Here is an 18,238-nt window from a genome sequence, read left to right as displayed (position 1 = left end):
AGGGTGCCTCCGACATTGCCCCACCGCAGCTCCACCCCAACGGAACAAGAGTTTTCATGCCTCCGGCGGGGATATTTCCGACAGGGAAACATGCAGGAACCTCTACCCGTTTCCCTGTTTCAAATATCCCGGGGGGACACGGCTTGCCGTGGCGGGGGCAGAGCCCCCACTGCCTGGAAATCAGAGGTAATCGGCCCGTTGCAGTCCATACTTCGCCATTTTTTCGTTCAATGTGCGACGCGGCAGGCAGAGTTCGTCCATCACGCTGGCGATAGAGCCCTTGTGCCGCCGCATCGTGTTGTCGATCAACATCCGCTCGAATGCTTCGACATATTCCTTCAGCGGCTTGCCCTCTGTCGTCATGACTGGCTGCATTTCCTCGTGATCGCTCATCAACAACGAGGCGATCGTGCCGGAGCCTCGACGGGATTGCAGAACCGCACGTTCGGCGACGTTGATCAACTGACGCACGTTACCCGGCCAAGGGGCCTGAAGAAGCTGGGCGGCTTCCTGCGCTGTGACTTGGGGGGATTCGCAGCCATATTCATCGGCGAACTGCTCACCCAGACGCGTGAAAAGCGTCAGGATATCCTCGCCGCGCTGACGCAGTGGCGGGACCGTGATGCGCAGGGCGGCAAGACGGTAGAACAGGTCCGGGCGCAGCACATCTTCGCAGGTGCGGTCCTGTTCCTGCAGGTTGGAAATCGCCACGATTCGGGTCTCGCCGGGCATCCCCTGTTCGTTGATAGCGTTCAGAAGGCGGGCTTGCAGGCTGTCGGACAGGGCCTCGACATCTTCCAGGACCAGCGTGCCACCGCGGGCTTCTTCGATGGCGGGCAACTGGCTGTCCTCGGGCTGCATCGGACCGAAAAGGCGCTTCGCCAGCGCTTCTTCTTCGAGGGCGGCGCAGGATATCAGCACGAACTTCTTGCCGGCCCGCGCGCCGACCGCGTGCAGAGCATGGGCGACAAGGGTCTTGCCGGTCCCGGTCTCGCCATCGATCAACACATGGCCATCCGCCTGACCAAGATCGAGGATATCTTCGCGCAACCGTTCCATCACTGGCGAGGTGCCGATCAGCTTCTTCATGATCTGGCCGCCGTCCGACAATTCCCGGCGTAGCTGGCGGTTGTCCATGACAAGGCGGCGCGCATTGGCGGCCTTCTTGGCAAGGGCGGTCATCTTTTCAGGATTGAAGGGCTTTTCAAGGAAGTCAAAGGCCCCAAGGCGCATGGCCTCAACCGCCATGGGCACATCGCCATGGCCGGTAATCATGATAACCGGCAAGGCGCTGTCCGATCCCATCAGTTTCTTGAGGAAGGACATCCCGTCCATACCCGGCATCTTGATGTCGGAAATCACGATACCGGGATAGTCCGGGCCGAGCTTCTTCAGGGCGTCTTCCGCGCTCGGGAAGGTTTCTGTGTCGTAGCCTGACAGGGCAAGCCATTGGCTGATCGACTGACGCATGTCCTGCTCGTCATCAACGATCGCGATTTTCATGGCCTTTTGCATGGGTAACTCTCCGGTCTCGCGTTTTGCGAATGGTAATTTTCTATTCCGCGGCTTCGATCTCTTCTGACAAGATAGGCAGCTGTACTTCAAAAACAGCCCCCCCATCTTCCGCATTGCGCGCGGTGAGGCGTCCGCCGAGGTCATTCACGATCCCGGTCGAGATGGCGAGGCCAAGCCCCACCCCGTCGCCGGGTTTCTTGGTGGTGTAGAAAGGTTCGAACAATGCCTCGAGGTCCTGAATGCCGGTGCCGTTGTCACGCACGGTCAGCGTTGCGGTCTCGCCTGCCGACAGCAGGATGTCGATCTGCGCTTCTGCCAGGTTCGACGTTGCATCCAGCGCATTGCGCAGCAGGTTGATCATCACCTGTTCCAGGCGCACGCGGTCGGCCATGATCATCACCGGGCGTTCGGGCACCGCGCGGGTGATGCGCACCTTGCGCTGGCGCAACTGCGGTTCCATCATCGCCAGGGCCGAGGCAAGTGCCTCGCCCACATTCACCGGCACAAAGGTCGCCCCCCCCTTGCTCGCAAAGCTTTTCAGCTGGCGTGTGATCTGGCCCATGCGGCCAATCAGATCGTCGATACGTCCGAAGCTCGACAGCGCCTCCTCCGGGCGGTTGCGCCGCAGCAGAAGCATTGCCCCGGCGAGGTAGGTCTTCATCGCCGCCAGGGGTTGGTTCAGTTCATGGCTAACGGCAGCCGACATTTCGCCCAGAGCTGCCAGCTTCTGGCTTTGCAGCAGGGTCTGTTCTGCCACCTCAAGGCTCTTCTCCATCCGCTCCCGCTCCGCGATTTCGCGCTGGAGGCGTTCGTTCAGGGCGCGCAGATCGGCGGATTCGCGGCGGAAGATATCCATCCGCAACATGGTCTTGCGGCTGAGCGCATAGAAAGCCAGCGCCAGCAGGATGGCAAAACCCATGATTTCCAAGGCCAACACGCCGTTCACCTTTTCGCGCACACTGGCATAGGTGGTATAGCTGGCCACAGTCCAGCCGCGGAACGGAATGCGGTTGGAAACCCGCATGACGGCTTCGCCTTCCAGATAGCCATCGACATCAGAACCCCAATCCGCCGTGGCCTGCAACGCCTTCTGGATCGCCGAACTTGGGGTTTCGCGGGCCACGGCCTCGGCTTCGGTCAGGGTGCGCCAGCGTGGTTCGGTCGACAGGATGATCTGTCCCGGTCCATCCATGACCAGAAGCGCGTCGGAAATTCCCGCCCAGCTTCGTTCGAACTTCTGCAGGTCGACCTCGACAACGATGACGCCAATCAGTTGGCCCTGACTTTCAATCCGTCGAGAATAGGTAAACAAAAACCCGGGAGCTTCACGTGCGATCACCGAAAAGACGGTTTCATTGGACCGCTGCGCCTCGATGAAGAAGGCGTCGCCACGGTGCTGCTCTCCCAGCCGATTGCGATCCGTCGCCGCCACCGTGCGACCATCCCTATCCAGCAACATCAGACTGGCCGCGCCAATTTCGTCGAGGAAGGACAGCAGTCGTTGCGTCGACTGGCTGTAATCGGCAGTGTTGAGCGCGCTGATCAACTCGGGATCGCGTGCCAGCAATTGCGGAACGATGGAATTCCGCCGCAGCTCGCTGACCAGATTGGCACCGAACAGGGCGAGACGCAATTCAGCCCGATTGCGAGTCGTTTCCGTGAACCGGGCCATGAGAAAACCGTTGGTGGTCACCACGACACTGATGACCAGTGCGAGGAACAGCCCAAGCGCCAGCCGTGCGCGCCAGCTGACCGTGCGGCCTGATCTGACCCGAGAGCGGACCTTACTGGATTGGGGAACTACCATCGGCGCAGATTACGCCGCCCCGCAGCGCCGCTCAAGAGAGCGCGAAGTGGGTTTGGGCAGACCCCCGCCTATGGACAGATACCTTGTGGCTGAAGAAGAAGGGCTCTGCCCTCTTGCGCCCCGAGGGGCGCAATTCACCCGGGATATTTGGAACAGGGAAACGGAGAAAATGTTCCGTTTTGACCGGAAGACAAACTCAGGCGGCGACAAGAGCGCCGGCAATCCCGGTAAAGAGCGCGGCGCCCTCGGTGCCGCCATGACCGGCATCGGCGGCCCGTTCTGGATGCGGCATCATACCAAGCACGCGGCGGTTTGCGCTGAGAACGCCGGCAATATCGCCAGCCGAGCCGTTGGGATTGTGTTCGTAGGTAAAGGCGATCCGATCGGCCTGTTCAAGGTCGGCACGCAGTGCAGCATCAGCCTGGTAATTTCCGTCGTGATGCGCGATCGGGATCGAGACCATGGCCCCGGCATTATAGCCTTGAGTGAATATCGAGTCCGAAGTCTGCACATTCAACGGCACATGTTTGCAAATATATTTGAGCCCGGCGTTGCGGATCAACGCGCCGGGAAGAATTCGGGTTTCGGTCAGGATCTGGAACCCATTGCAAATACCGAGCGCATAGCCGCCGCGGTCCACATGGCGCTTCAACTCGGCACAGATCGGAGAATTGGCCGCGATTGCGCCGCACCGCAGATAGTCTCCATAGGAAAAGCCACCCGGCACTCCGACCAGATCGACCCCATCGGGTAGCGCGCTTTCCTTGTGCCATACCATGGTCACCTCGGCGCCGACGGCCTCCAGAGCGACTTTCAGATCACGGTCGCAATTGGACCCGGGAAAAACGAGAACAGCGGCTTTCATCGGCAGGCACCTCTGGGCATTGGAAAATGGGTGTCGGAATGGCTTGCATCATCTCGTGCTCTTTACGCCCGCTGGGGCCTTCAAGGCAAGCCATCTGACTTATTTGCATCTTCCCGACCAAAGGTCTGACCCGACCGACCTCCCTTCGCATGTTTCCCTGTTGGAAATATCCCGGGGGGCCAGGGGGCAGAGCCCCCAATAACGACAGCGCGAACAAGCAAGACAGACGCGATTGAAAATGCCCGCCGAAGAGGCTTCGGCGGGCAGAAACAATAGCAGGAGACGTGAAACTACAGCCTTCAGACGAACTCGATCGAGTAGCTTTCGATCACAGTATTGGCGAGCAGCTTTTCGCACATCTCGGCCACGCTGTCCTCTGGCGTTCCATCTGCCAGATCCAGCTCGATCACCTTGCCCTGACGCACGCCTTCGACCCCGTCGAAACCGAGACCGCCGAGCGCATGGCGCACGGCCTCTCCCTGGGGATCCAGAACGCCGTTTTTCAACATGACATGGATACGGGCTTTCATCGGCGGGCTCCTCAGTTGATCAGGGTCGGTTTACTTGGGCCCGAGGACTTGGGCATCACGCCCAGACGACGGGCGACTTCGGTATAGGCATCGGTCAGGCTGCCCAGATCGCGGCGGAAGACATCCTTGTCGAGGTGCTCCCCCGATTCCATATCCCAGAGACGGCAGCTGTCGGGGCTGATCTCATCCGCGACGACAAGCCGCTGGAAATCACCGTCATAGACACGCCCGATTTCAATCTTGAAATCGACCAGTCGAATGCCTGCGCCAAGCATCACGCCGGACAGGAAATCGTTCACCCGCAGCGCGAGGTGCACGATGTCATCCATATCCTGCTGGCTGGCCCAACCGAAGGCCGCGATATGTTCTTCGCTGACCATAGGGTCGCCAAGCGCGTCGTCCTTGTAGCAATATTCCACGATCGGACGCGGCAGCGGCGTGCCTTCCTCGATCCCGAGACGCTTGGACAGGCTGCCGGCGGCGACATTGCGCACGATGACCTCAAGCGGGATGATCTCGCAGCTGCGGCACAGTTGTTCGCGCATGTTCAGGCGACGAATGAAATGGGTCGGCACTCCGATCCCGTTCAGCCCGCTCATGAAGAACTCCGAAAGGCGATTGTTCAGCACACCCTTGCCTTCGATCACGTCCTTTTTCTGGGCGTTGAAAGCAGTCGCATCATCCTTGAAATACTGCACGATGGTCCCTGGTTCGGGGCCTTCATAGAGGATCTTGGCCTTGCCTTCGTAGATTTTCTTGCGTCGCGCCATGGGCCTGGGCCTCTCGTGAATGAGCGGAAGAGTCTTGCCGATGCGATCTCTTAGTGCAAGGCCGCCCCTGCCGCAAGTGAGCGTCAGCTTACCGCGCATAGAGCCGTGGTTTTTCCTATATATCGACCATTTCCCGGATCTCCGGCCGGTGAGGCGGCCAGGTCTCGCTCTATGAGCCTTATTGACGCCGACACCTGCATCCGCCGACTTCCTACATGAAGTTTGCCCTGCAATTATCTGATTAAAAATATTTATTATTCATTCAAGATTGTGCAGTGCCGGGGTAATCGGTCAAATTCGTGCGGTCTCGTCCTCCTGATTTAAGCAACCAGCAAGAAAGCCGCCCTAATCCCTTCGAGGGAGTGAGTGGAAAGGACAGAACAATGACCATGGCGAATGACGCTCCCCCGCGCAGACGCAATGGATGGATGCGTCTTGGTCTGCCGCTTGTCGTTGGCGGTATTTGCATCTGGTTGCTGGCCGGACGGCTTTCGGCGCTCGATCCCGAGACGCTCTGGCAGGCTTTTCGCGAAGTCACGGCCGCCCAATGGGCAGGCTCCTTCGCCGCCACGGCGTTAAGCTTCTGGGCGCTTGGGCGCTATGACGCTGTCATGCACCGGCATCTGCGCACCGGGGTTTCGGACGCCGAAGCCCAGGCATCGGGCGCCAGCGCCATCGCCCTGGGGCAGGTCCTGGGCCTTGGTATCGTGACCGGCACCGTCGCACGCTGGAAACTTTTGCCCCAGATTGGCACTCTGAAGGCAGCACAGGTGACAGCGGCGGTTTCAGTGTCCTTCCTGATGGCCTGGGCGGTCGTGACCGGCCTTTCAGGGCTGATCCTGGCCCCGGCGCTGATCCCCAAGGGGTTGGCGGTCCTGTCACTGGCTGTCGGCCTGACACTGCCGGCCTGTTCGCTATTGCTGCCGGAGCTACGTCTTGGCTGGTGGAGATTCCGGTTCCCCTCGATCCAGGCCATGCTGGCCATCGCCTTCTTTGCGATGATCGACACCTTTTCAGCGGCGATTGCGTTTCACATCCTTCTGCCCGAAGGGGTATCCTTCGGGACACTGTTGCCCTGTTTCCTGCTTGCACTGGGAGCGGGGCTGTTTGCAGGCACACCCGGTGGCGTCGGCCCGTTCGAGTTGACCTTGCTGGCCTTGCTGCCGCAGATTCCGGGCAGCGAACTGATGGCCGCCGTCCTGGCCTTTCGACTGGTCTACTATGCGATTCCCGCATTTATCGCAGTAACTTACGCGTCATTCCAGATCCTCCAGAGACGTCGTTCCACCCTGTTCGACATCCCCCGCCGACACGTTCCACGCAGCATTCCGGAGCTGTTACTGGACCTGGCGCCCCGATCGGAATCCGGACTGGCGCGGCAGAACGGGGCGCGTCTGCTGGGCGCTTCCCACTGCGCGGGGCTGGTCATCGACACACCGCAAAGCCTGACACTGCTCTTCGATCCGCTGACCGGCGGTCTCGGTCCCTTGCTGCCGCGGCTGGCCTGCGCCGCGCGGTCGTCCAACCGGATGGCATTGGTCTACAAATGCACGGCCGCCCCGGCGCTGGAAGCACGGCGTGCCGGCTGGAACGTGCTGCGCATCGCGGACGAGGCTGTGATCCAACCGGGCGAATTGACTCTTGAGGGCTCACGATATCGCCAACTGCGCCGCAAGCTGCGCAATGCCGAAAAGGCCGGTATTACAGTGACCCGGCCTGACACCATGCCCGTTGAGACGATGGCCGCCCTCGACCGGATCTGGGTCAGGGAGCATGGTCAGGCCCGAGGTCTGTCGACCGGACGCTATGACCCGGATTACGTGGCGCATCAGCGACTTTACTGTGCCTGGGAAAATAATGCGCTGGTGGCCTATGTCACATTCCACGAAAACCGACACGAACTCTGCCTCGATCTCATGCGTCATGGACTGGGTCTTCCGGACGGGACCATGCATAAGTTGATCGTCGCGGCCGCCCGGGATGGCGCGAAAGAAGGCCGGGCGCTGTCCCTGGCCGCCATGCCTGCCCGTGATTTGCGCGAAGCCCCCCTTTTGGCCCGATTGCGCCAGTATGTCGCGCGCCGCTCGGGTGGCGAGGGGCTGATCCGCTTCAAGGACAGCTTCTCTCCGCGCCGGGTGCCTCTTTACATGGCAGCCCCGGGTCGCCTGCAGCTTATCCTGGGGGCAGCCGACCTGGCCCTGGCGATGCGACGCCCGGCCCCACGGGCCCCGACCCTTTCAACCCCGGCGCGCAGCGCGTATGAACGGGATGGGGCAGCCGCTCCTGCCGCGCGGAGGTGATCCCGCGCCGGGGGCTTCATCGCGACACCGCCCCGCGCAAACGCCCGCGAAACCCGCAAGGAGTCCGTTATGACCAATGCCCTCTCCCGCCTGCTGGAGACCCGTGACTGGCTGATGGCCGATGGCGCCACCGGCACCAATCTTTTCAACATGGGCCTCAGCTCCGGCGACGCGCCGGAAATGTGGAACGAGGAACATCCGGACCGGATCAAGAAACTGTACAAGTTCGCGGTCGATTCCGGCTCTGACATCTTTCTGACGAATTCCTTTGGCGGAAATGCGTCGCGACTGAAACTGCACGGCGCCGAAAAGCGCGCCGGGGAATTGTCGCGCATCTCGGCCGAACTTGGCCGCGAGGTTGCGGATGCTTCGGGACGCACGGTCGTTGTTGCCGGTTCCGTCGGCCCAACCGGAGAGATCATGGCCCCTATGGGCCCGATGACCCACGAATTGGCTGTCGAGATCTTTCATCAGCAGGCCGAGGGTCTGAAGGAAGGCGGGGCCGATGTGCTCTGGCTGGAAACGATTTCCGCCCCCGAGGAATATCGCGCCGCCGCCGAAGCTTTCAAGCTGGCCGATATGCCCTGGTGCGGCACCATGAGCTTTGACACCGCCGGCCGTACAATGATGGGCCTGACTTCAGAGTCGATGGTCAAGATGGTGGAAAAGCTGGAAAACCCCCCGATTGCCTATGGCGCCAATTGCGGCGTGGGGGCGTCGGATCTGCTGCGCACCGTACTGGGCTTCTCGGCGCAGGGCGTGGATCGTCCGATTATCGCCAAGGGCAATGCCGGGATCCCGAAATATGAAGACGGCCATATCCATTACAATGGCACGCCCGAGCTGATGGCCGAATATGCCGTCATGGCGCGCGATTGCGGGGCCACGGTGATCGGCGGGTGTTGCGGGACCATGGCAGAACACCTTGAAAAGATGCACGAAGCGCTGGAAACCCGGCCGCGCGGACCGCGCCCGACCCTGGAAGAGATCACCGAAAAACTAGGTGGCTTTTCCTCGGCCAGCGATGGAACCGGCGACGATGCCGGCGCCCCTGTCCGCCCGCGTCGTCGGCGGCGGGGTTGAACATAAACATCAATACCTTGCGCGCCGAACCTCACTGGGTTCGGCGCATGTACTTCCAGTCCAGGTCAGCCTAGAACAGCGACAATTGCTCGCCGGGTTTGACCGGGACACGGAACAGGTCACACCGCAATTCCGGTTGCGGCCTGTCCAGCCCCAGGCGCTTCGCTGCCAACCGGAACCTCTGCCCGATCATTTGCGCATAAGGTCCCGACCCGCGCATGCGCCGGAACCATTCCCCGTCATAATCGCGCCCACCGTGCATTTCCCGCAGCCGCGCCATGACCCGTTCGGCGCGGGCCGGATAATGTTCGCGCAGCCAGTCCTGAAACAGCGGAGAAACCTCCTGTGGGAGGCGCAACATGATCCAGCTTGCCGAAACGGCCCCGGCGTCCCTGGCAGCGGTCAGGATCGACTCGATCTCGGCCTCGGTCAGGCCCGGCACCACCGGAGAGACCATGACCCGCACCGGCACCCCGGCCCGCGACAGGCTGCGCATGATCTCTATCCGCTTTTCGGGGCGCGGCACCCTGGGCTCCAACCTGCGGGCGATATCGGCGTCCAGCGTGGTGATCGAAATCCCGACCTTCACCAGCCCGAGCTTTGCCATGCGCCGCAAGATATCGAGATCACGCAGGATGCCGGTGCCCTTGGTGGTGATCATCACCGGGTGACGATGGGCTTCAAGCACTTCAAGACAGCCGCGCATGATCCTGTAATCACGCTCGATTGGTTGATAGGGGTCGGTGTTCGTCCCGATCGCCAGCGGTGCCACGCGATAGATGCGCCTGGCCAGTTCCTGCTCCAGCACGGCTGGCGCATCAGGACGCGCCACAAGCCGGGTTTCGAAATCCAGCCCTGCCGACATCCCGAGGTAGGCATGGGTCGGCCGGGCAAAGCAATAGATGCAGCCATGTTCGCAGCCGCGGTATGGGTTCAGCGTCCGATCAAACGGCAGATCGGGAGAACCGACATGGGTGATCACGCTGCGCGGCATTTCCTCGGTCACCTCGGTACGGATCTTGGGCATATCCTCGGCAATCTCCCAGCCATCATGCTCTGCCTGCCGTTCACGCCGCTCGTACCGACCGGGCGCATTGCTGGCAGCCCCGCGACCCGGGCGGCTGTCTTTGTCGATCTGATGGGCGCTGGTTCGGAACATATGTCGAACATAGGCACTTCACCCCATGATCTCCATGAATTTTTTTCAGTATTTCTTTTCGCCCCGATAGCTATAAGTCGGCACAATGGTGCGATCTGTCGCATTCCGACCAGTCGTCTGTCGAATTCAGGCAGAGGCTGACCTTAACGGCGCGCCACAATGGTACAGGAACGCACATGTCCGACGAAGAAAACGATATCATCCTCGCTGACCTCGCTGACGATGAACTTACCGAGCAGATGATGGACGACCTCTATGACGGTCTGAAGGAAGAGATCGTCGAGGCGACCCAGATCCTGCTCGATCGCGGATGGACCCCCTACGACATCCTGACCAAGGCCCTGGTGGCCGGCATGACCATCGTGGGCAACGATTTCCGTGACGGTATCCTGTTCGTCCCCGAGGTCCTGCTGGCGGCCAATGCGATGAAGGGCGGGATGCATCTGCTCAAACCGTTGCTGGTGGAAACCGGCGCGCCCACCATCGGCAAGATGGTTATCGGCACGGTCAAGGGCGACATCCACGACATCGGCAAGAACCTTGTCGGCATGATGATGGAAGGCGCGGGCTTCGAAATCGTCGATCTGGGAATCAACAATGCGGTCGAGGGCTATCTTGAGGCACTGGCGGCCGAAAATGCCGATATTCTCGGCATGTCGGCCCTGCTGACAACGACCATGCCATATATGAAGACCGTTATCGACACGATGAAGGAACAGGGTATCCGCGAAGACTACATCGTTCTGGTCGGCGGCGCGCCCCTGAACGAGGAATTCGGCAAGGCCATCGGGGCCGATGCCTATTGCCGCGACGCGGCAGTTGCGGTCGAAACCGCCAAGACCTACATGGCGCGCAAGCACAACCGTCCCGGCGCCGAGGCCTGACGCCAACCAGACACCGGGTTTCGGCCCCCATGAACCGGCGCGGGGCTGATCAGCCTCGCGCCGCAATCGTTTGAAAAGGTTTCGAATGCCCCGGAATATGCCCATCCCCGACGATGCCACGCTGACCCGTCGGGGCCATGCGGTGACGCAGCCGGACGGGCGGATCCTGGTGCTGGCCTGCGGGGCGCTGGCGCGTGAAATCCTGGCGCTGATCGACCTCAACGGCTGGTCGCATGTCGATCTGCACTGCCTTCCCGCCATCCTGCACAATCGCCCCGACCGCATCCCCGACGCCGTGGAACAGGCGGTGACGCAGCACAGGCCGGGCTATGCCCGGATCTTCGTCGCCTATGCCGATTGCGGCACCGGCGGCCTGCTACAGGCAACATGCGACAGGCTCGGGGTGCAGATGATCGCCGGGGCGCATTGCTATGCCTTCTTCGACGGACTGGCCGCCTTTGCCGCCCGTGACGAGGTAACCGCGTTTTATCTGACGGACTTCCTTGCGCGCCAGTTCGATACCTTCGTCTGGAAGCCCCTAGGACTGGATCGCCATCCGGAATTGCGGGACATGTATTTCGGCAATTACGACCGCCTCGTCTACCTCGCCCAGACCGAAGACGCGGCGCTGACCGAACAGGCCCGCGCTTGCGCCGAGCGGCTTGGACTGACGTTCGAGCGACGTTTTACCGGTTACGGCGACCTCGCAACCGAACTGGCGCGTGGGCTATTGGCGTGAGTATCGAGCTGCAATCGGATTGCGCCCAATGCGCGGCCCTCTGCTGCATGGCATTGGCACTGGATGCCGGTCAAAGCTTTGCCATAGACAAGCCTGCGGGCCTTGCCTGCCCTAATCTGACGGGGCATGCCTGCCGGATCCATGGGCAGTTGAAGGAACAGGGCTTTGACGGTTGTCGCGCCTATGAATGCCTTGGGGCGGGACAAAGGGTAACGCAGGATCTGTTTCAGGGGCGTAGCTGGCAGGATGATCCAAGGCTGACCGACCCGATGATCCGCGCCTTTGCCGGGATGCGGGCAATTCATCAGCGGCTGGAATTGTTGCAGGCGGCCGGTGCCCTGCCTTTGGACACCGCTGACCGGAACAAGCGGCGCGCCTCGATCGACACCCTGTCCGGAACCCTGCCCCTGGCCCGTGTCGAGAGCTTTCCGGGCAGCGCCGAGGAAGCCGAGGTCGATGCCTTCATCCGGTCACTGTCCCGCTACGTCGCGCGGGAATGAGCGGGCTCAAGCCTGTTCGCGAATCCGCTCTATCATCGCGCGCAACCCGTTGGAGCGCTGTGCGGACAGGTGGTCCTCCAGACTGAGACGGGCAAGCTCTGCGTGGGCGTCGATATTGGACAACTCCGACATGGGGACGCCCTCGTAAAGCGCATGCAGGACGGCGATCAGCCCGCGCACGATCATCGCGTCGCTTTCCCCGTCGAAATGAAACACGCCCGCCTCGGGGTGCGGATGCAGCCAGACCTGGCTGGCGCAGCCGTCGACCTTGGTCGCGGGCACCTTCAACGCATCTGGCAGCGGCGGCAACGCCTTGCCCATTTCGATCACATGCCGATAGCGGTCTTCCCAATCGTCGAGAAATTCGAAATCCGCAACGATATCCTCGAATGCTTCCTGCGCCATGGGGGTCCTTTCCGTCGCTGTCTCGGCCACCTGCATTGTGACCTAAGGCCCCCGGCTCGCCGCGTCCAGCCCCCGACCGGCGGTGCCCGGCCGTCCATTGCGCTCAGCGGTGCCTTTTCAATGGGGCAGGTCTGGGTTAGACGTGTAGCAGGTTCACGGAGCAGGGTCGCGGAGGCCCCTATAGATGCGCAAATCCCTTCCCGTCACGATACTTTCCCTTGCTCTGCTCGCCGGTTGCGGCTGGTTCGGAGGCGGCGGTTCCGCCGTCGACAAGGGCACCAGTCTCAATCCCCTTCTGCCGGCTGATTACGAGCCACCGGCCCCGGACCGGCGCAACCCGCTGGCCCATATCGACACGATCGACGTGGTTGATGTGCCCGGTGGCAAGGTCTTTACCGTCACCGCGACGGCTTCGGTTCAGGGGTCTTACAACATCTCGTTCCAGGCGCCTCAGGGCAGCGCGGCGGCACCGGAAGGCAGCGGCGTGATCCGTTATCTGATGCTGGCAGATGTGGCCGCCTATACCAAAGGCGCGGTCGTCGGCACCGCGCAATCGCGCGAAGTGACCGCCGCCTTCCGCCTGTCCAATATCGAACTCGCCGGGATCTCACGCGTCGAAGTCGTCGGTGTGCAGAACGTGCTCAGCGTCTCTCCCTGAGATTTTCCGCCACTTGCCACGAAAAAGGGCGCCCGAAGGCGCCCTTTTCGCATTTTGATCTCGGGTCGACCGGTCAGTTCAGTTCGACCGTGATGACCTTCTGACCCTTGGTCGCCAGACCGATTTCCCCGTCGCAAAGGCGCAGCGCCTCGGCGCCGAAGACATCCTTGCGCCAGCCATGCAGCGAAGGCACGTCGCGCACCCCGCCGGCCAGGGCATCCAGTTCGGATGTCGCTGCAATCAGCTTGGCCGCGACACCTGCGGTATCGGACTTGGCCTTCAGCAACACACGCAGCAGATCGGCCAGGGCCGGATTGACCTGCAACTTTTCGTCGTCCTTGTCCGGACGCGGCAGATCCGCGTCGGGGCAATTCAGGCCCGCCTGCACGGCAGCAAGGATCCCGTCGGCGATATCGCCCTTGCGGGCCTCGCGCAGCAGCAGGCGCGACCGCGACAGATCCTGATGGTTCTTGGGCTTGGTCGAGGCAAGCTCGACCATCGCATCATCCTTGTAGATCCGGTTGCGCGGCACGTTGCGGGTCTGGGCATAGGATTCGCGGAACCGGGCCAATTCGCGCAAGACCCCCAGGAACCGGCCCGAACTGGTGCGCGTGCGCACCCGCTGCCAGGCTTCTTCGGGACGGGTGATATAAGTTTCCGGATTCAGCAGGATGCCAAGCTCTTCTTCCACCCATTCCTCGCGCCCGGCCTTCTTCAGTTCGGACGCCAGGAATTCATAGATCTCGCGCAGATGGGTCACGTCGGCCAGGGCGTATTTCGCCTGCGCCTCGGTCAGTGGACGGCGCGACCAATCGGTGAAACGGGATGATTTATCCAGCTGTTGGCGGGCGATCTTACGCACCAGCGTTTCATAGCCGACCTGTTCACCGAACCCGCAGACCATGGCCGCGACCTGGGTGTCAAACAGCGGTTCGGGGATGATCCCCTTGTCGACGTAGAAGATTTCCAGATCCTGCCGGGCCGCATGGAAGACCTTGACCACCTCGGTGTTCTGGAACAGCGCGTAAAGCGGCTCCAGAGACAGGCCTTCGGACAGGGGATCGACCAGCACGGCGTTCTCGTCACCCTTGCCGGGATAGGCAAGCTGGATCAGGCAAAGCTGGGAATAATATGTCCGTTCCCGCAGGAACTCCGTATCGACGGTGACATAGGGTTGGCTGCGCGCCTTGTCGCAGAAAGCCGCCAGGCCTTCGGTCGTGGTAATGGTCTGCATGTCGCTCTTTCGCTGCTGCGGGCTCATCCCGCTTCACGCATCCGTCATAAGGCGCTCTGCCAACGATTGAAAGGCCAAGTGGCGCGACGGGGGCGCCTTGCCGCACGGGCGGTTTCGGGCAGGGCGTGATCGGCGCGCCCTGCCCTTTTTCATGGCGATCAGACCAGTTCAGCCAGGTCCGCGCTGTTGAACCCGGTCAGTTCATCGGCCGCCCCGCGATGCACCTTGGCGGCCCAGGCCGGGTCGCTGATCAGGGCGCGGCCCACGGCGATCAGATCGAATTCGTCGCGCTCCATCCGGGTGGTCAGCTTTTCAAGCGGCGTCGCCTGAGACGCCTCGCCCGCGAAGGCCGCAAGGAATTCGCCCGACAAGCCGACCGAGCCGACCGAGATCGTGGATTTGCCGGTGATCTTCTTGGCCCAGCCGGCAAAGTTCAGACCGTTTTCGCCGTCCACCTCCGCGAATTCAGGTTCCCAGAAGCGGCGCTGCGAGCAGTGGAAGATGTCGACGCCCGCCTCGGCCAGAGGTTCCAGCCATTTCGCCATTTCCTGCGGGGTTTCGGCCAGACGCGTCGTGTAATCCTGCTGTTTCCACTGGCTGAGACGCAGGATGATCGGGAATTCGGGCCCGACGGCGGCGCGCACCGCCTTGACGGTTTCCACCGCAAAACGCGACCGATCCGCGATGGTGGACCCACCCCAGGTATCGTCGCGCAGGTTGCTGCCAGCCCAGAAGAACTGGTCGATCAGATACCCATGCGCCCCGTGCAGTTCGGCCACGTCAAAGCCAAGTCGCTTGGCGTCGGCGGCGGCCTTGGCGAAGGCGGCGATGGTGGCCTCGATATCGGCTTCACTCATCGCGACACCGCGCGGCTTGCCGGGCCCGATCAGCCCAGAGGGGCTTTCGACCGGCGTTTCGGGCTCCCATTCCGACGCGCGGGTCGATCCGGTGTGCCAGATCTGCGGACCCATCCTGCCGCCCGCGCCATGCACGGCCGCGATCACCTCTTGCCAGCCGTCCAGCGCCTTGCCGTGGAAGAACGGAATGCCCGGCAGGTTGCGCGATGCGGGCCGGTCGATGACCGTGCCTTCGGACAGGATCAAGCCGACCTCGTTTTCCGCGCGGCGGCGGTAGTAGTCGGCCTGCGCCTTGCCCGGCTGTCCTTCGGGGGCCATGCCACGGGTCATCGGCGCCATGACGATGCGGTTCTTCAGTTCGAGCCCGTTCAGTGAAAAGGGGCGAAACAGGATATCGTTGGAATGCGACATGGGAGGAGGTCCTTTCAGAATGTCTTGGCGTCTAGGTATATTCTTGATACCTAGTGTCAACAACGCACCCTGAGCACACTACGTCACCTGAAGGTAACCCACATGGAAGACCTGACTGTTTTCACCGAAACCTGCGGCATCGAAGCCTGTGCCTCCGAGACCTTTAGCGCCGACAATCCCAGCCGGGAGTTGTTCGACCAGATCGCGGACAAATGGTCGATGATGATCCTGACGGTGCTGGTGCCCGGCCCGTCGCGCTTCAATCAGATCAAACGGCGGCTTGAGGGCATTTCCCAGAAAAGCCTCAGCCAGACCCTGCGCAAACTGGAGCGCAACGGCATCATCACCCGAGAGGTCATCGCGACCTCTCCTGTCGCCGTGCAATATGAATTGAGCGCGCTTGGCGCCTCGCTTCTGCCGGCCTTCCGGGCGCTGTACTGCTGGACGAAATCCCACCTGTCAGAGGTCGAAGCCGCGCGGGTTGCCTATGATCAACGTCAGGGCGAATGATCGCTTTTCGTGACGATTTATGCATCAAGTATTCATTTCAGAAATACTTCTGACGCCGTTATAGCCCTTTCAACAGCTATGAAAGGTGCCACCATGGCCTTCACTCAAACTCAGCCCCGCCCTGCCCCGCGTTTGCGGGTTTCCGTCACCGGCCTGACGTTGGCCGGCATGTTGGCGATCCTGTTGATCGGCGCCGCATTTGTGCCTGCCTCCGACCTGCCCGCGGGGATGGAATGGCGCGGCAATTCCGGCTCGCTTCCGGCGTTGCGCTAGGTCAGCGCGGGATCGGCAAAGCGGCGCAGCACCTCCGGGTAAAGGCGATGTTCCTCGACCAGTACGCGCGCGGCAAGGTCATCTGGCGTATCGCCCGCCTGAATTGGCACCCGCGCCTGACCCAGGATCGCGCCACTGTCCAGCTCGGCGGTGACCTCGTGCACGGTACAGCCGGCCTCTGCGTCGCCAGCCTCCAGTGCGCGGGCATGGGTGTGCAGCCCCTTGTATTTCGGCAGCAGCGAGGGGTGGATATTCAGCATCCGGCCTTCGAAACGGCGGATGAAATCGGGGGTCAGGATGCGCATGAAACCGGCCAGGCACAGGATGTCGGGCCGGGCCGCATCGAGATGTTCCAGCAGCTGTGCCTCGAAACCGGCGCGATCCTTGCCGAAGGGGCGATGATCGACGGCGGCAACCGGAACGCCCATGGCGGCGGCCTTGGTCAGCCCCCCCGCCTGCGGGTCATTGGAAGCTACCAGAACGGGCCGCGCCGGATGATCGCCGGTCATGCTTTCCAGCAGGCGAACCATGTTGGACCCGCCGCCGGAAATCAGGATCGCGACGCGCTTCACGCCAGCTGGCCCTCGTAGGTCATGCCCGGGGTTTCGGTGACGGTGCCGATGCGGTGCACGGTTTCGCCCGCTTCGGTCAGCAGCGCGGTGACGGCCTCTGCCTGATCTTCCGCGACGACAAGGATCATGCCGAGACCACAGTTGAAGGTGACCAGCATATCCTCGGGCGAGGTGCCGCCGACCTCTTGCAACCACTTGAAGACGCCGGGCAATTCCCAGGCGTTCAGATCGACGGTGGCACCGAAATCGCCCAGCACACGAGGCAGGTTTTCCGTCAGCCCGCCGCCGGTGATATGGGCCAGCCCGTGCACGCCACCCGCGCGCATCGCGGCCAGACATTGCGTCACGTAAAGCCGCGTCGGCGTCAGCAGCGCCTGCCCAAGCGTGGCCGTCTCGTCCCAGGGGCAAGGCGCGTCCCAGCCCAGCCCCGAAACCTCGACCAGCTTGCGGACCAGCGAATACCCGTTGGAATGCACCCCGTCCGAGGCGAGCCCCAGCAGCACATTGCCAGGCGCGACACCGGCAGGCAGATCACCGCCGCGCTCCATCGCGCCGACGGCAAAACCGGCCAGGTCGAAATCGCCCTTGGCATACATGCCGGGCATTTCCGCCGTCTCGCCACCGATCAGCGCCGCGCCGGAGGCTTCGCAGCCCGCCGCGATGCCTTCGATGATGGTCGCGGCCTCGTCCACCGACAGTTTGCCGGTGGCGAAATAATCAAGGAAGAACAACGGCTCGGCGCCCTGACAGACCAGATCGTTGACGCACATGGCAACGAGGTCGATCCCGATGGTGCCGACATGACCGGTGTCGATGGCAATGCGCAGCTTGGTTCCGACGCCATCGGTGGCCGCGACAAGGATCGGATCCTCGTAGCCCGCGCCCTTCAGGTCGAACAGCGCCCCGAAGCCGCCGAGACCGGACATGGTGCCGGGCCGCGTGGTGCGTTTGGCCGCCGGCTTGATCCGTTCGACCAGGGCATTCCCGGCCTGGATATCGACACCCGCATCCGCATAGCTGATCCCGTTCTTGCCTTCGGTCATGGCCGGCTCCCTGATGGCGCCTGACCCTTGGCCGGGGCGCGAAAACATTGCGGCCTCGGGTAGCCGATCTGCCGGCCTCGCGCAACGTCAAAGCCCCCGCAAGGCGCCTGTGGCAAGAATCTC

At 62.2% G+C, this 18,238-nt stretch carries 19 protein-coding genes; 8 read left to right on the top strand and 11 right to left on the bottom strand.

All coding sequences use genetic code 11. The annotated features are described in order from the left end of the window. Nucleotides 1–180: 180 nt before the first annotated feature. From PSAL_RS04550 to purC, 5 genes are all read right to left on the bottom strand, one after another. Nucleotides 181–1,515 carry a sigma-54-dependent transcriptional regulator gene (locus PSAL_RS04550; protein WP_119840080.1) on the bottom strand — a complete coding sequence of 445 codons (1,335 nt, stop codon included), beginning with the start codon at nt 1,513–1,515 and terminating at the stop codon, nt 181–183. A 40-nt stretch (nt 1,516–1,555) separates the two neighbouring features. Further along, nucleotides 1,556–3,322: a sensor histidine kinase gene (locus tag PSAL_RS04545; RefSeq protein WP_119840079.1), complete on the bottom strand. Its 1,767-nt coding sequence runs from the start codon at nt 3,320–3,322 to the stop codon at nt 1,556–1,558. 196 nt (nt 3,323–3,518) lie between these two features. After that, nucleotides 3,519–4,187 carry a phosphoribosylformylglycinamidine synthase subunit PurQ gene (gene purQ / locus PSAL_RS04540; RefSeq protein ID WP_119840078.1) on the bottom strand — a complete coding sequence of 223 codons (669 nt, stop codon included), beginning with the start codon at nt 4,185–4,187 and terminating at the stop codon, nt 3,519–3,521. 299 nt (nt 4,188–4,486) lie between these two features. Then, nucleotides 4,487–4,717 carry a phosphoribosylformylglycinamidine synthase subunit PurS gene (purS, locus tag PSAL_RS04535; protein ID WP_119840077.1) on the bottom strand — a complete coding sequence of 77 codons (231 nt, stop codon included), beginning with the start codon at nt 4,715–4,717 and terminating at the stop codon, nt 4,487–4,489. Nucleotides 4,718–4,728: 11 nt separating this feature from the next. Further along, entirely contained in the window at nt 4,729–5,487 is a 759-nt protein-coding gene (gene purC / locus PSAL_RS04530) for a phosphoribosylaminoimidazolesuccinocarboxamide synthase (RefSeq protein WP_119840076.1), read from the bottom strand. Nucleotides 5,488–5,870: 383 nt separating this feature from the next. Between purC and PSAL_RS04525 the strand changes: the two genes are divergently transcribed. Further along, on the top strand, nt 5,871–7,787 hold the full coding sequence (locus PSAL_RS04525) for a phosphatidylglycerol lysyltransferase domain-containing protein (protein WP_119840075.1): 1,917 nt from the start codon (nt 5,871–5,873) through the stop codon (nt 7,785–7,787). 69 nt (nt 7,788–7,856) lie between these two features. Next, entirely contained in the window at nt 7,857–8,870 is a 1,014-nt protein-coding gene (gene bmt / locus PSAL_RS04520) for a betaine--homocysteine S-methyltransferase (RefSeq protein ID WP_119840074.1), read from the top strand. Between the two features lie 70 nt (nt 8,871–8,940). On the opposite strand, the gene PSAL_RS04515 is transcribed toward bmt, so the two are convergent. Continuing rightward, nucleotides 8,941–10,029: a PA0069 family radical SAM protein gene (locus tag PSAL_RS04515; RefSeq protein ID WP_119840073.1), complete on the bottom strand. Its 1,089-nt coding sequence runs from the start codon at nt 10,027–10,029 to the stop codon at nt 8,941–8,943. A 176-nt stretch (nt 10,030–10,205) separates the two neighbouring features. On the opposite strand from PSAL_RS04515, the gene PSAL_RS04510 reads away from it, so the two are divergent. The 3 genes from PSAL_RS04510 (at nt 10,206) to PSAL_RS04500 (ending at nt 12,152) form a co-directional block, all read left to right on the top strand. Beyond that, the gene (locus PSAL_RS04510) at nt 10,206–10,913 is read left to right on the top strand and encodes a corrinoid protein (protein WP_119840072.1); all 708 of its coding nucleotides are present in this window, start codon (nt 10,206–10,208) and stop codon (nt 10,911–10,913) included. Nucleotides 10,914–11,010: 97 nt separating this feature from the next. After that, nucleotides 11,011–11,652 carry a DUF1638 domain-containing protein gene (locus PSAL_RS04505; RefSeq protein ID WP_119840248.1) on the top strand — a complete coding sequence of 214 codons (642 nt, stop codon included), beginning with the start codon at nt 11,011–11,013 and terminating at the stop codon, nt 11,650–11,652. A gap of 47 nt (nt 11,653–11,699) precedes the next feature. Next, nucleotides 11,700–12,152, top strand: a complete 453-nt coding sequence (locus tag PSAL_RS04500; protein ID WP_231388614.1) for a hypothetical protein — start codon at nt 11,700–11,702, stop codon at nt 12,150–12,152. A gap of 6 nt (nt 12,153–12,158) precedes the next feature. On the opposite strand, the gene PSAL_RS04495 is transcribed toward PSAL_RS04500, so the two are convergent. Then, entirely contained in the window at nt 12,159–12,557 is a 399-nt protein-coding gene (locus tag PSAL_RS04495; RefSeq protein WP_119840070.1) for a SufE family protein, read from the bottom strand. Nucleotides 12,558–12,741: 184 nt separating this feature from the next. Here PSAL_RS04495 and PSAL_RS04490 point away from each other — a divergent pair, with 184 nt between their 5' ends. Beyond that, nucleotides 12,742–13,215, top strand: a complete 474-nt coding sequence (locus PSAL_RS04490) for a hypothetical protein (RefSeq protein WP_119840069.1) — start codon at nt 12,742–12,744, stop codon at nt 13,213–13,215. 73 nt (nt 13,216–13,288) lie between these two features. On the opposite strand, the gene rnd is transcribed toward PSAL_RS04490, so the two are convergent. Both rnd and PSAL_RS04480 read right to left on the bottom strand, forming a co-directional pair. Next, nucleotides 13,289–14,449 (bottom strand): ribonuclease D, encoded by a 1,161-nt coding sequence (rnd, locus tag PSAL_RS04485; RefSeq protein WP_119840068.1) that lies wholly within the window; start codon nt 14,447–14,449, stop codon nt 13,289–13,291. A gap of 158 nt (nt 14,450–14,607) precedes the next feature. Beyond that, on the bottom strand, nt 14,608–15,717 hold the full coding sequence (locus PSAL_RS04480) for an NADH:flavin oxidoreductase (RefSeq protein ID WP_119840067.1): 1,110 nt from the start codon (nt 15,715–15,717) through the stop codon (nt 14,608–14,610). A gap of 102 nt (nt 15,718–15,819) precedes the next feature. On the opposite strand from PSAL_RS04480, the gene PSAL_RS04475 reads away from it, so the two are divergent. Further along, entirely contained in the window at nt 15,820–16,227 is a 408-nt protein-coding gene (locus tag PSAL_RS04475; RefSeq protein ID WP_119840066.1) for a winged helix-turn-helix transcriptional regulator, read from the top strand. A 93-nt stretch (nt 16,228–16,320) separates the two neighbouring features. After that, nucleotides 16,321–16,500, top strand: a complete 180-nt coding sequence (locus PSAL_RS04470) for a hypothetical protein (protein WP_119840065.1) — start codon at nt 16,321–16,323, stop codon at nt 16,498–16,500. Here the strand turns inward: PSAL_RS04470 and purN are convergent. Further along, nucleotides 16,497–17,072, bottom strand: coding sequence for a phosphoribosylglycinamide formyltransferase (gene purN, locus PSAL_RS04465; protein WP_119840064.1), 576 nt, complete (start codon nt 17,070–17,072; stop codon nt 16,497–16,499). The genes PSAL_RS04470 and purN overlap by 4 nt on opposite strands. Beyond that, a complete protein-coding gene (purM, locus tag PSAL_RS04460; RefSeq protein ID WP_119840063.1) occupies nt 17,069–18,115 on the bottom strand; it encodes a phosphoribosylformylglycinamidine cyclo-ligase in 1,047 nt (348 codons plus the stop codon). The genes purN and purM overlap by 4 nt, the downstream gene beginning before the upstream one ends. Between the last annotated feature and the right edge of the window lie 123 nt (nt 18,116–18,238).

This window comes from Pseudooceanicola algae, from assembly GCF_003590145.2.
Taxonomy (GTDB): Bacteria; Pseudomonadota; Alphaproteobacteria; order Rhodobacterales; family Rhodobacteraceae; genus Pseudooceanicola; species Pseudooceanicola algae.
This window is presented reverse-complemented; position numbering and strand designations above follow the sequence as displayed.